The organism is Bacillus sp. RB3 (assembly GCF_030164735.1).
GTDB classification, from domain to species: domain Bacteria; phylum Bacillota; class Bacilli; order Bacillales; family Bacillaceae_G; genus Bacillus_A; species Bacillus_A cereus.
Genome location: NZ_JASNGE010000014.1, coordinates 58,725 through 72,243, shown reverse-complemented (window position 1 = coordinate 72,243; position 13,519 = coordinate 58,725). Strand labels below are relative to the sequence as shown.

The window sequence follows — 13,519 nt, the reverse complement described above, 5'->3', positions numbered from 1 at the left end:
TGGTGAGGTGAATCGAAAGAAATATTTTATTTTCGAGAAAAACCGAAACGTATGTTCTTTTTTTGCTATAATATCCTTAACAAGGAGGTGAATAAAATGACAAAGGAAAATCCATCAAACTATAAAACTCTTCAAATTTGGATTAAAAAAGGGCATCGTATGTATTCTTATTTTCAAGAATGTTGTCATAACGCTAAGAATATGTACAACACTACAAACTTTTATATACGCCAGGTGTACACTGGATTAACACAAGAAAAAGAGTTGCAGCCTTTGCAAAAAGAAGTTCTGGATAATATTCATAAAAATATTGGTAAGATGAATGACACACAACTTCTTGCCTATCAGAAGAAATTGGAAAAAGAGAAATTAAAGCCTAAAGAAGAACAGAAAGAGATTAAATGTAATTTGTTTTCAGAACCTAATTTTGAAAAGCCTTATGTAGATTACAACTTTCTAGATGCACTATTTAAGGCTATGATTCAAAATGATTATCGAGCTTTGCCTACGCAATGTAGCCAGTCCATCATGAAAGGTTTGTTCCAAAATTGGAAATCTTTTTTTGCTAGTTTAAAAGACTATAAAAAGAATCCAAATAAATATGCTGGAATGCCTAGGATCCCAAAGTATATTCGTTCTTCTGAAAAAGAGATTCTGTATACAAACCAAGATTGCATCATTAAAAACGGTAGATTTTTAAAGTTTCCAAAGACGAAATTACAATTAAATATTGGGAAACTAGGTTTCACTGAAGGTAAACTGAAACAAGTTCGTGTGATTCCAAAATACAATGAATATGTAGTGGAATTGGTAATTAATGTTCCTTCTGAAGAACAAATTATTGAAGAGAATGCTCGTTATATGAGTATTGATTTAGGGATTGATAACCTTGCAACCATCGTAACAAACACAGGTATGAAACCTGTCCTTGTTAAGGGCAAACATGTCAAAAGCATAAATCAATATTACAATAAAATGAAGAGTCATTTTACAAGCATTCTTAGAAATGGAAAACAAACTAATGAAGGACCTTTTACTTCTAAAAGGATAGAAAAACTTCATCAAAAACGTTACTTGAAAATAAAAGACGTCTTCCATAAAGTTAGTCACCACATCGTAAAACTAGCTCAAGAAGAAGAAGTTTGTAAAATCGTTATTGGTCAAAACAAAAGTTGGAAACAAGAAACGAATATGGGAAAAAGAAATAACCAATCGTTTTGTCATATCCCGCATAATTTACTGATTCAAATGATTACATACAAAGCAAATGCTGTAGGCATTCAAGTTGTTGTAACTGAAGAATCATATACATCGAAAGCAAGTTTTCTGGATAACGACTTCATTCCAACGTATGGAGAAAATGACCAAAATACAACTTTTTCAGGAAAACGAATAAAGCGCGGCATATATCGTTCAGCAAATAAAACTTTAATTAATGCAGATGTAAATGCTGCGGCTAACATTTTACGAAAAGTAATCCCAAATGCATGGACAAATGGGATAGAGGGGTTAGGCGTGAAACAGCTCGCTAATGTGTTAACTCCCCTGACGTTAATCGTCCGTTAGGTCGAAACGTTAGAAACCCCCACTTCAAGCTTTGCTAAGTGGGGGAGTGTTCATCGTATATAGAATGCAAAGAGATAGACTTAATTTGGACGGGAGAGAAGGAGATGGAAGGGTATATAGATAGTTTATTAAGGCGGATGGCTGATGAAGAAGTTTTAAAGATATTTGATAAAGTGTACAAAAAACGTGGAAACTTGTTTATGTCGGAGAGGAAGTGGCTTCGAGATAACATTACTTACTTTCAAGAGAAAGAAAGAATGTAAGAATCATAAAAAAGAGCCAGCCTCAAGGATGAGACTGACTCTTTTTTACTAACTAGTTTAATACTTTAACTGTAACTGTTTTACGTCCCCAGCTACTTGATGTACCTTTATCTGGCATTAAAACGTCGATTTTATTACCTTTAATAGCTCCACCAGTATCACCAGCGATTGCTACTCCGTAACCTTCAACCCATACTTTTGAACCTAATGGAATTACACTTGGATCAACTGCAATAAGTTTCATGTTTGGATTAGCTGTTAAGTTATGACCTAAAGCTGATTTTACTTGGTCGCCTGCTTTATAACCATTTTCAAGTGGATCTGCTGTGTAAGCTGTTGCTACAACTTGGAATTCACGAGAAGAAGATTGTGTGTTTTTCTCAGTTTCTTTTGCAACAGGTTGTTGTGTAGCTGGTTTTTGAACTTTATTAGCCGCTTCACGATCAGCTGCCTCTTGAGCCTTAGCTGCTTTACGAGCTTCAGCTGCTGCCTCTTGAGCTTTAGCTGCTTCACGAGCTTCAGCATCTGCCTGAGCTTTAGCTTCTGCTTGAGCCTTAGCTGCTTCTTGAGCTTTAGCCGCTGCTTGAGCTTCAGCTGCTTCCTGAGCTTTAGCTGCTTCACGAGCTTTAGCCGCTTCTTGAGCTTTAGTTTCTGCTTGAGCTTCAGCGTCTGCCTGAGCTTTAGCTTCTGCTTGAGCCTTAGCTGCTTCACGAGCTTTAGCTGCTTCCTGAGCTTTAACTTCTGCTTGAGCTTCTGCCGCTTCACGAGCTTTAGTTGCTTCTTGAGCTTTAGCTTTTGCTTGAGTTTCAGCTACTTCCTGAGCTTTAACTGCTTCACGAACTTTAGCTGTATCTTGAACATTAGTCGTTTTTTCAACTTTAACTACTGGTTGAACTTTAACTGGTGCTTTACCTGTTAAGTAAGGAACATGAACATAAGCTGTTTTTCCGTTATATTCAAATTGAATCCAATCATTCTGTACTTGGTGTGTTGTTTCAATTACATCATCTTTTTTCAACTTACCAAGAATCTCTGAGTCTGTGTTTGCTCCAGCACGTACGTTTAATACGTTTGCTGTTACGTAGTAAGTGTCTTTTGTATAGTCAGCGCTTATGAAAGCTTCTTTACCGCTATTCAATTGAACTTTTGACCAACCATTTTCTGTATGTAAAACATTTACTTTATATCCATCTAATAATTTTCCTACAACTTTTGATTCAGTAGTTGGGTTTTCTCGTACGTTTAGTACGTCAGTCGTTACGATTGTTTCTGCTTTAGCAGATGTTGTGAAAATCCCAAGACCAAAAACCGCTGCTGTTGCTATACCCATAAATTTTTTCATAATAGCCTCCATTGCATTTGTTTTCGTTGACCTCATTATAGCAACCATTATTTTCTTATTTGCGAAAAACATAAAATTACAAAGCTTTCGTAACGGGGCATTAATATTCTGTAACAATTCCATAAATATCCTGATAGCGCTTCCTTGTTGTTTTTTGGCGTATCAGGGCATATGAAACACAAAATGAGTAGTATTTCAATTACTGTAACGTTAATAATATTACAGTAATATTTCTAGGTGATATCTATAGCGTTACGAAAGTAGCATATTTTACTGTTTGAATGGAAAATTAGTTATAAAACGATAATCTTTTTAGGCGTGAAAATATATAAATGAGGTGAAATTTAATAAAATATCGGTATAATTGTTACAAAATCAGTCGAAGTATGGAAAAAATTACGCCTTGATTTTCGTCTGTTACATAGTATTTTTGCAATAATAGAATTAGATAATAGCCTTAGTACCTATAAATAATGAAGAGTATTAGAATGATAGTTGTAACGTGGAACATATATAATAGAAGAAACTCAATTTAGTAGATAAATAAAAAACGTAGGAGTGTAAACTCCTACGTTTTTGTTTATTCATATCGTAAACATTCAATTGGATCCAGTTTGGCAGCTTTGTTAGCTGGTAGTAAACCGAATATAATACCGATTAACATGGAGATACCTACTGCAAGAAGTCCAAGTTCTTTTGAGACAACGAGTGGCCATCCAGCAAAGATTGAGACGATCCAAGCGAAGAAAATACCGAGCATGAATCCGATGAAACCACCAAGTCCTGTTAAAATACAAGATTCGATTAAGAATTGTGTTAATACTTTACCACGTGTTGCACCAAGTGCTTTACGAATACCAATCTCACGTGTACGTTCTGTTACAGATACGAGCATGATGTTCATTACACCGATACCACCAACAAGTAAGGAGATAGCAGCAATACCACCAAATACCATTTTCATCATACCGATTGATTCGTCTAGTTGTTTCGTAAATTCACCTAAGTCTTGTGCTTCGAATTTGTGCTCAAATTTAGGAGCTTTCATTTCGTTTAAGACAGAAACGGCTTGTTTTTCTACACTTTTACGTTCTGTCGGAGAGGTCATTGTTAATCTTACAGAGTCATACTCATTTACTCCTGAAATGACAGGCGCATTTTCAAGTGATGTATAACCTTCAGGCATAGGCATTCCAAAGTCGTTTTTCGTTTCGTATACACCAACTATTTTATACGGCTTTCCTTTTATATCTGTGTATTGATTTGATTCCCAACCACTACTAAATAATTTGTTGAAAGCTTCTTCATTTAATATAACAGCAGGGATTGCTTGGTTTAATTCACTGTCATTTAATTCACGACCGTGAACTAATTTTATTTTCGAATCTGTCATAAAGGCGCCTGTTCCACCTTTTAAATCAAGATTTACATCTTTTGAACCAGCAGATGCTTTTACTTTCATACTTACGTCTGGATACACATCTTTAACGCCTGGTACAGTTTGCAGACGGTTTAGCATATCAGGTGTGATTTTGGCACTATCTGTTCCGTAATCAGGATTGTTGTAGTAAATCGTTACTTCGTTATCTTTTCCTTGGCCTAATTCTTTTTTAAACTTTGCGTTTGTACCATCACCCATTGAAATGATAGTAATAATGGCACTAATACCGATAATAATACCTAACATCGTTAAAATAGAACGCATTTTATGAGCAAAGATAGAGGAAAGGGCCATGCGTATATTTTCACTCGTATTCAAAATTAACCTCTCCAATCTTGGACGATATTTCCGTCACGAATTACAATTTGACGTGCTGCAGCTTCCCCGATTTCACGGTCATGGGTAATCATAATGATTGTTGAGCCTTGTTTATTTAATTCGTAAAAGAGGTCCATAATTTGTGTGCTTGTTTTCGTATCAAGTGCTCCCGTCGGTTCATCGGCTAAAATGAATTTTGGGTTATTTACGATTGCACGTGCAACAGCGACACGCTGCTTTTGTCCACCTGATAATTCGTTCGGTAAGTGAGTAGCGCGATCAGCTAAACCGACTTTTGTTAAAGCAGCTAATGAGCGCTCGCGTCTTTCTTTTTTATCGACTCCAGCGTAAATAAGGGGTAGTTCTACATTTTGAAGCGCTGTAAGTCTCGGTAATAACATGAAGTTTTGGAATACAAATCCGATCTCTTTATTACGTACGTGTGCAAGTTCTGTTTCAGTCATGTTTGAAATATTTTGACCGGCTAGTTCGTACGTACCTGTCGTCGGTTTATCTAAGCAACCGATAATGTTCATTAATGTTGATTTACCAGAACCAGAAGGTCCCATAATAGAAGTGAATTCTCCTTGGTTCAGTGTTACGTCAATTCCGTGTAATATTTGAACGGATTCTGCACCATTTTGGAAGGATTTCGTGATGCCTTTTAAGTTAATCACTGGGCGACAACCTCCATACCATCTTTTAAGTCTTTTTCAGGTTTAGAGATAATTTCCTCTCCTTTTTTCACTCCAGAAACTTTTGCTTCGCTATCAGTCTCGAATTCAACAGTAACTGCTTGTTCTTTCGCCTTACCGTCTTTTACAACGAAGACAACATTTTTGTCACCTTTTTTCACGATACTGCTTTTCGGAACAATTGTACCAGTTGCTCCGCCAGATTTACTTGTTACGTAAACGTGGAAGCCGTTTTGTAATTCGTCACTATTATCTAATGTGACAGTGAATTGATAGTTAGAAACAGTTTTATTTTCATCCATGCTCTTTAATGGTGTAGAACCGATTTCTGTTACTTTTCCTGTCCAAGTCTTACCAGCGACAGTTTTTGATGAAACAGTTACTTCTTGCCCAACTTTCATACTAGCAAGCTCATATTCAGAAAGTTGACCTTTTACCTTAAATTGACCAGCGTGACGAAGAGTAACCCCGCTCATACCTGTTTTTTCGTCAGCAGTTTTCACGATATCATCAATTACGCCATCAGCAGGACTTGTTACAGAAAGAGTGTTTACTTTCTCTTTTGCTGCTTTAATCATTTCATCAGCTTTTTCAACTTCAAACTTTTTCATTTCAAGTTGTGATTCTAATTGCCCAACTTCAGCTTCTGATGCTTTTAATGCTTCAGCAGGAAGGCCTGCATTTTTATCTTTTTGTAATTTTTGTTTCGCCGCATCAATTTGTTTTTGGAACAACGTTACTTCTTTTTGTGCGATTTTCTTTTGCATTTCTGCTTCTGTTACACCTTGTTTAGCAGTCGGGTCATTGTATTTAAATAGAAGCTGACCTTTTTTCACTTCATCGCCTTTTTTTACAGCTAATTCATATGTTCCTTTTGTTGGATCGAATGAAATAGTTTCAATTCCATTTGGAATAACTTCGCCACCAAATTTTTGCGCGTTTTGGATTTGTTTTTCAGTTACTTTATATCCGCTATATGCCATTGCTACTTCTGAACCGCCCCCAGCAAATGCAAAGTATGATCCAGCTGCAATTCCGATTGCTACTACACTAGTAATTAACACCTTATTTTTCTTTTTCATCTATTTATCACCTTTTCGTTCGTTTTAGTATCTACATTAAGTATAGAAGAGGTGAAGAATCTGACAAATCGTTTTAGCTTACAATAACCTTACAGTTTTGTAAGGTATGAATATGTAAATGTAAGGTAGAGGTTGTCCTATTGTAAGCAAATGAATTGACTCGTTGTTTCTTTCTTACAATAATATTGTATGAAGGAGAGGAGGAAGGAAGATGGAAGCTTATTTTAGTGCGCATCCATTAAAACCGTTTATTCCATACTCAAGGCAACATGCCATTATATTATTTATTATGTTGGTGGGGATATTTTTTCTGTATCAATACCAAGATTTATTACGTCAAAATGAGTGGAATATAACGGTTCGATATGCGATTGCATTTTTATTTATAGGTAGTGAAATTGGGCTTCATATGTGGGAGTGGAAAGCGGGGATTTTTGAGCTAGCTACTTCATTACCGTTTGAATTATGTACAATTAGTTTATTGTTAGCGTCGATTATGATTGTAACGAAAAGTTATCGAATATATGAGGTTGTATTTTTTACGGGAATTATTGGTGCATCACAAGCTATTTTAACGCCAAATTTGCAGTATGCTTTTCCGCATTTTCGTTTCATTGAATATTTTATCGCGCATGTATTGCTTATTTGGGCACCACTCTTTATGACTTGGGTGGAAGGCTATAGACCGACCTTGCAATCTATTAAGCGTACGATGATATTTTTAAACATATTGATTCCGCTTGTTTCGTTTGTGAATTACAAAACAGGTGGTAATTATATGTTTTTAGCTCATAAGCCAGAAACAGCTTCATTACTCGATATGTTAGGACCGCATCCTTACTATATTATTTCATTAGAACTCGCAGCGCTTATTGGGTGTTTTATTTTATATATTCCGTTTGCGAAAAGAGAAAGGCATGCGCATAAAGAATCACTAGGATCATAGCTTAGTGATTTTTTGTCTTTAAAATATTTACAATTCAGAAAATTAAGAATAGAATTAGGGGGTAAATTATAGAGAGAGAAGGGTGAAAATGGTCAAAAAGGTATTTTTGAATGGGATGGAAGTGACGATTCAATTTCTTATTTCGATTTTGGGGATTATTATGTTAGGGGCTCTGCCGAAATTGTTTTATGGATTTAAGCTGGATGTATCAAAGTACATACAGAGTTTAAAAGAAGTATTTGTGAACTTAATGGATATTTCCAATTTGCAATATGTGAAAGGTAAATTTTTATTTCCGCAGCTGTTCGTTCATTATAAAGAAACGATTATTATTTTTTTAGCTGCTTTTTTTATTTCATTATTTGTAGCATTTTGTATTGTTTATGTAATTATGAGTAGTTCACCGCGTATGCAACATCGAATTAAATCATTTCTTATCTTCCTAGAATCCATTCCAGATATCCTTCTTATTTTAGTATCACAAATTTTAGTTGTATGGTTTTTTAAACAAACAGGTTTTTTACCTTTTCAAATTGCTTCAATTGGAGGCGAGTCGATTAGGGGGTTGCCAATATTGTGTTTGAGCATCCCGACTACGATTATGTTTGTAAAAATGGTCGTGCTTCGTTTTGAAAATGAACTAGAAAAAGATTATGTACTATTTGCTAAGGCGAAAGGGCTGGGGCGCTTTCATATTTTAAATCGTCATATTTTACGAAATGTGTTGCTTAGTACATTATTCTTTGCAAAAACGAATATCTTTTTTATGTTATCTAATTTATATATTATAGAATGGATTTTTAATACGGGTGGTATTTTTATGTTTTTGAAATCGTATTTTGGTATTAGAGTTGAGGTTTTCATCGTTAGTGTGCTTCTTATATATATTCCGATTTTTATTTTATTTAAATTGTTTCATTATCTCATTCCGGCTGCGATGCAGGAGAGATTATAATATGTGGACGTATATAAAACGTGATAAAAGATTTTGGATAAGCATTGGGTTTCTTCTCCTATTAGTTCTTTTGAGCATCGGAAATACGTTATGGAATGATGGACATATTAGACAAGTTACATTGCAATATGATGCGGATGAAAATCCACAAGTGCCACCGTTTCCACCTTCATTCCAATTTTTACTCGGGACAGACCGGAAAGGGTATGACCTGTTACATTTAGTCATTGAGGGCGCGAAGTGGACGATTGGTATATCTATTTTAATTGCGGCACTTAGAATGGTAATAGGTGTGTTTTTCGGTGTCGTACTCGGAACGTATATAAAAAGAGGATTTTCAAAAATTGAGGCTTTCTTTGATAGTTTTACAGTTATTCCGACAGTTATGATTGCGTATTTTTTTCTTCAATCTGCAAATGCATTTGGAAGCGGAGAGGAGACAACAACCTTTTTTGAAAGGGCTTCGTTTCAAGTGGTATTACTTGTACTGCTTGTAATGCCAGTTATTGCACTGTATGTTGCGAAGGAAGTTCGTAAATTGCGAACGGAAGAATTTGTTGATGCCGCGCGCATATTAGGCGGATCGAGAAGACGTATTGTTATAAAACATCTTTTTCCGCATCTCTATATGACTTTTATACTCGTATTTCTTCAACAGTTTACGCAGAGCCTTACTATTTTACTGCACTTAGGATTACTTGAAGTGTTCTTTGGTGGGACTGTTACGTTTGGTGGACCTATAAAAGAGGTGGAATCTTATACGCATGAATGGTCAGGTTTAATTGGAGTATACTTTAGATCATTAACAGTGCATCCATGGATTCCTCTCGTCCCAATTACATTTTTCGGGCTAACTATTTTTTCAGGAAATATGATTGTGAAAAGTATAGAAGAGGCAATGTTGAAAGTAAGGTTAGGAGGGGAGAGAAAGAGGAAAGATGTAGAAGAGGAACAGCCTGTTGTGCAGTCAAAAGAAGAGTTATTTACTTTTAAACATACGATGTGAAGAGAAAGAAGAAGCAAGCATGGATTTCATGCTTGCTTCTTTTCTTTATTTTGTAGAAACTTCACCTGCAGCTTCTGTTTGCGGAATAAAGTATCCAATTATACCACCGATTATTGCTGGAATGATCCAGCCAATTCCTAAGTTATAAAAAGGAATGGTGTGTACGATATTAGCGATAAAATCTGGTATCATTTCCACATTATCAAGTGCATGAATGCAGCTAATAATAAACGCTGCGATCATCGCTCCAATGTAGACAGAAGGTTTACGTTTCGTATATTTATCGATAAATGATACGAAAACTAAAATGATCGTAATTGGGTACAAAATAATTAATACAGGTAAAGTAATTTTAATTAATAAGCTTAATCCTAAGTTTGAAATAACGAAACTAAAGATACAAACGTATAGTACAAGCTTTTTGTATGAAACATTTGTTAGCACTGTTGTGAAGTAATTTGCAAATGCACTTACAACACCAATTGCCGTTGTTAAACAAGCGAAGATAATGGCGATACTTAATAAAATATTACCGCTTGTCCCAAAAAATTGATACATAACAGTAGCTAATAGCTGCCCACCGTTTTCGAATTGTCCTAAGTTTCCGTTTGAAGCTCCAATATAACCGAGTAAGAAGTAAACAATTGTTAAGAATAGAGCAGCGATACTTCCGCAAATGATTGTATATTTTGCGATAGATTTCTTCTCTTGTATACCATTTTGACGAATTGCATTTACAACAATTGTTGATAGTACGAGAGCCCCAATTGCATCTAACGTTAAAAATCCTTCAAGAAATCCTTTGAAAAACGGGATGTCTTTATAGTCACCGATAGGTTCTGCAAACGTCCCTGGTGAAAGAATCGCTTTTGTTGCCATAATTGCAATAATTACAAGTAAAATTGGCGTTAATATTTTACCGATATGATCTACTAGCTTGGATGGATTTAATGATAAGAAGTAAACGAATGTAAAGAAAATCGCACTAAAAACTAACATAGAATACCATTGATCTGGGAAAAGTGGTGCAATCCCGATTTCATAAGATACAGATCCAGTTCGTGGAATAACAAATAGTGGGCCGATTGAAAGATAAATAATGATAGCGAATACTGCTGCGAATTTTGGATGAACACGGCTCGCTAAAGTGTTAAAACTACCACCAGCAAGGGCAACAGCAACGATAGCAAGTAAAGATAAACCGACGTCTGTAATAATAAAACCTGTAATGGAAACCCACATATTTTCTCCGGAAGAAAGACCGAGAAGGGGCGGGAAAATCATATTACCAGCACCGAAGAAAACTGCGAATAGTAATAAACTAATCGAAAGTATTTGCGCTGGTTTTAAAGTTGTATGCATATAAAGAAAATCCTCCTAATGAGTGTTTTTGTCGAAAATTCAAACAATTTGTCGAGTAACTGTTATTATTTTAAAGGTCTGATGACTAGAAAGCAATAGGGAATTTTGAAAATATTAAAAAATAATGCATTAAATCGAATAAATATACTATTTATATGTTTAATAGGAAGGATTTAACTTTTAACGTAAAAAAACACATATCGCTAGGATACGTGTATTAAAAATATATTTTTCTATCGCGTTCTTCTTTTAAAATTTCAACCGCTTCTCGGAAACGTTGTGAATGAACGATTTCACGTTCACGTAAGAAGCGTAGACTATCATTTATATCTGGATCATCGGATAAGTTAATGAGCCATTGATATGTTGCTCGTGCTTTTTCTTCAGCTGCAATATCCTCGTATAGATCGGCAATTGGATCACCTTTAGCCTGTATATAGGTTGCAGTAAATGGAACACCAGCAGCGTTATGGTAATGAAGAGCACTGTCATGATCAGCGTAATGAGGGTCAAGACCAGCAGCTTTCATTTGTTCAGGGGTCGCATCTTTCGTCAGCTTATAAACCATCGTAGCAATCATTTCAAGGTGAGCAAATTCTTCTGTACCAATATCAGTAAGTAGGCCAATGACTTTATCAGGAATTGTATAACGTTGATTTAAGTAACGTAGTGCAGCAGCTAATTCTCCATCTGCACCACCGTATTGCTCGATTAATAATTTTGCAAGTGCGGGATTGCAAGTTCCCACTTTAACTGGGTATTGTAATTTCTTTTCATAAATCCACATAGTTTCTCTCCTTTATATTTGCCATGGCCAAGGACCTTTGCTCCATTCCCAAGGGGCATTAGAATAGCTGTTTCCAAACTGTTGGAGTGGTCCGTATTTTTCTTCCATCTTTTGTTTTAATACTCTCCGTTTATAGGAAAAGTCATTAAATTGATTAATCGCAGCGGTGTCATCTGGATGTGTATCTAAATAAAGAGTGAGTTCAACTAGTACAAAGTCCAGTTCTTGAAGCTCCAGTAAAAGTTTATAGTATTCTTCTGGTAGCGATTGATTCACGACAGTAGTCACCGCCCTTTTTTATAAGGATTTTCATAATAGTCATAAAAAACAGGCCATAAAGTCCCTTTTTGTAGTGCTTCTTTTGGTGTGAATTGTGGTAAGTTTGGCGGTTGAAAGCCTAAAAATAAATTAGGAGGAGTAGAATAATATTTTTTTCCAATAGGAGGACAGGGATCGAGAGGACTATGATAGGGCACGAATGATCTCATATATTTATTCACGAATAAACCTCCTTAAGTGTTCATTACTACGTATTGTATTCAGACATAATAGGCATTTATGACACATATAAAAAAGTAATAGGTACGGGGGGAATGAATGTGGAGAATGTGAAACAATTCATTGTATTGGAAGTGAAAAACTTAAAGGAAACTTTGTATTTTTACGAAGGGATTTTAGGAATTAAACCTAGTTTAGAAAGACCTCAATTAGATGTAACAGGGGTTTGGTATGATGCTGACTCAACGAGAATTAGTTTTATTATGAAGCGCAGTTTGGGCGGGCGTGAGAAGAGTGTTACGGACTCAGTTGATGTTCTAACGTTTTCAATTTCTAACATAGAGAATGTAAAGAAGAGGTTAGTATTTTATAAAATCGCATACACAGAAAACAAAAGTGAGAAGAGTATTGTGGTACAAGACCCGGATGGATATAAACTTCAAGTGATAGAGAAGGATGAATAGACGGAGGGGATTTAGTGGAGAGAAATTATGAAGAAAGTGCGTTGTTTGAGCATCAATTTTGGTTAAAAGTACTTACTGATCATGCACAATTTTTACTGGATGCATTAGCTCCGAAGGAAAAAGAAGATATAAAAAAAGCTACTTACTTTGTTGAAACATTTACGAATTTGTTAAATAAAGTTCGGAATGTGAATCTGATGGCATTTTCAAAAGAGGCAGAACAAGCCGCTAAGAAGATTCGGGCGTTTAAATTAAATATTATACAGAAGCAGTTGGAAGGGAAAATTACGATTCATTTTACGCCAACTTTTATTAATCATATGGTAAACGAAGTGGAAGAGTATATAGCAGTTTTAGAGTTTTTGAAGAAAGGGGAAGTTCCGCCTGTTTTTCATGAATTACATTATCATCTCGTTTGGTTAACGGATGCGGCTGGTCACGCAGGCTCTATTTCTGGTGGATTAGATCTTGTTGAAAAAAGATTAAAAGAGAAAAGCGAAGAATTTACGAAGCATTTTGAACAATTTTACTTAAAGGCAGTTGAAATGACAGGGTATTTACGAACGGAGCTTCATCATTTTCCAGCATTAAAGAAGTTTACGAAAGATGTTTCACTTGAATTGAAATTATTTTCGCATTTTTTACATGAAGTGGAAGAGCTCGAGTTATCGAATGAAGTATTAAGTGTATTATCGGCTAGAATGGCAGATCATATGGCAAGAGAGGAATGTTACTACTTATTAAAACTAGCTCAATCGTCTGGACTTGAAATGCCGAAATGTAATCCGCTTTAA

General features: G+C 35.5%; 14 protein-coding genes and 1 pseudogene. 7 read left to right on the top strand and 8 right to left on the bottom strand.

The window, feature by feature from the left end:
- Positions 1–96 precede the first annotated feature (96 nt).
- Together QO049_RS18485 and QO049_RS18480 are read left to right on the top strand one after the other, a co-directional pair.
- The gene (locus tag QO049_RS18485) at positions 97–1,566 is read left to right on the top strand and encodes an RNA-guided endonuclease InsQ/TnpB family protein (RefSeq protein ID WP_098023169.1); all 1,470 of its coding nucleotides are present in this window, start codon (positions 97–99) and stop codon (positions 1,564–1,566) included.
- 146 nt (positions 1,567–1,712) lie between these two features.
- A pseudogene (locus QO049_RS18480) lies at positions 1,713–1,829 on the top strand (HEAT repeat domain-containing protein); the annotation flags it as partial.
- Positions 1,830–1,881: 52 nt separating this feature from the next.
- Here QO049_RS18480 and entC read toward each other — a convergent pair.
- The 4 genes from entC to QO049_RS18460 form a co-directional block, all read right to left on the bottom strand.
- Positions 1,882–3,294 carry a cell wall-binding protein EntC gene (gene entC, locus QO049_RS18475; RefSeq protein ID WP_000421970.1) on the bottom strand — a complete coding sequence of 471 codons (1,413 nt, stop codon included), beginning with the start codon at positions 3,292–3,294 and terminating at the stop codon, positions 1,882–1,884.
- A gap of 457 nt (positions 3,295–3,751) precedes the next feature.
- Positions 3,752–4,906, bottom strand: coding sequence for an ABC transporter permease (locus tag QO049_RS18470; protein ID WP_001986269.1), 1,155 nt, complete (start codon positions 4,904–4,906; stop codon positions 3,752–3,754).
- 26 nt (positions 4,907–4,932) lie between these two features.
- Entirely contained in the window at positions 4,933–5,607 is a 675-nt protein-coding gene (locus QO049_RS18465; protein ID WP_000609104.1) for an ABC transporter ATP-binding protein, read from the bottom strand.
- A complete protein-coding gene (locus QO049_RS18460; protein WP_284489390.1) occupies positions 5,604–6,707 on the bottom strand; it encodes an efflux RND transporter periplasmic adaptor subunit in 1,104 nt (367 codons plus the stop codon). Before QO049_RS18460 ends, QO049_RS18465 begins: the two co-directional genes overlap by 4 nt.
- Before the next feature lie 211 nt (positions 6,708–6,918).
- On the opposite strand from QO049_RS18460, the gene QO049_RS18455 reads away from it, so the two are divergent.
- The 3 genes from QO049_RS18455 to QO049_RS18445 all read left to right on the top strand — a co-directional run bounded on the left by QO049_RS18455 (position 6,919) and on the right by QO049_RS18445 (position 9,614).
- Positions 6,919–7,653 (top strand): YwaF family protein, encoded by a 735-nt coding sequence (locus QO049_RS18455; RefSeq protein WP_284489389.1) that lies wholly within the window; start codon positions 6,919–6,921, stop codon positions 7,651–7,653.
- Positions 7,654–7,741: 88 nt separating this feature from the next.
- Positions 7,742–8,608 carry an ABC transporter permease subunit gene (locus tag QO049_RS18450; protein WP_284489388.1) on the top strand — a complete coding sequence of 289 codons (867 nt, stop codon included), beginning with the start codon at positions 7,742–7,744 and terminating at the stop codon, positions 8,606–8,608.
- A 1-nt stretch (position 8,609) separates the two neighbouring features.
- The gene (locus QO049_RS18445) at positions 8,610–9,614 is read left to right on the top strand and encodes an ABC transporter permease (RefSeq protein ID WP_061654736.1); all 1,005 of its coding nucleotides are present in this window, start codon (positions 8,610–8,612) and stop codon (positions 9,612–9,614) included.
- 45 nt (positions 9,615–9,659) lie between these two features.
- Here QO049_RS18445 and brnQ2 read toward each other — a convergent pair whose 3' ends face one another.
- The 4 genes from brnQ2 to QO049_RS18425 all read right to left on the bottom strand — a co-directional run bounded on the left by brnQ2 (position 9,660) and on the right by QO049_RS18425 (position 12,263).
- Positions 9,660–10,976 carry a branched-chain amino acid transport system II carrier protein BrnQ2 gene (gene brnQ2 / locus QO049_RS18440; RefSeq protein ID WP_000557551.1) on the bottom strand — a complete coding sequence of 439 codons (1,317 nt, stop codon included), beginning with the start codon at positions 10,974–10,976 and terminating at the stop codon, positions 9,660–9,662.
- Positions 10,977–11,193: 217 nt separating this feature from the next.
- Positions 11,194–11,763 (bottom strand): spore coat protein CotJC, encoded by a 570-nt coding sequence (gene cotJC / locus QO049_RS18435; protein WP_000265274.1) that lies wholly within the window; start codon positions 11,761–11,763, stop codon positions 11,194–11,196.
- Between the two features lie 12 nt (positions 11,764–11,775).
- Entirely contained in the window at positions 11,776–12,039 is a 264-nt protein-coding gene (locus tag QO049_RS18430; protein ID WP_001076509.1) for a spore coat protein CotJB, read from the bottom strand.
- Between the two features lie 8 nt (positions 12,040–12,047).
- Positions 12,048–12,263 (bottom strand): spore coat associated protein CotJA, encoded by a 216-nt coding sequence (locus QO049_RS18425; protein WP_001046257.1) that lies wholly within the window; start codon positions 12,261–12,263, stop codon positions 12,048–12,050.
- A gap of 93 nt (positions 12,264–12,356) precedes the next feature.
- On the opposite strand from QO049_RS18425, the gene QO049_RS18420 reads away from it, so the two are divergent.
- Positions 12,357–12,725: a VOC family protein gene (locus QO049_RS18420; protein ID WP_044129442.1), complete on the top strand. Its 369-nt coding sequence runs from the start codon at positions 12,357–12,359 to the stop codon at positions 12,723–12,725.
- 14 nt (positions 12,726–12,739) lie between these two features.
- Positions 12,740–13,519, top strand: a complete 780-nt coding sequence (locus tag QO049_RS18415; protein ID WP_284489387.1) for a DUF2935 domain-containing protein — start codon at positions 12,740–12,742, stop codon at positions 13,517–13,519.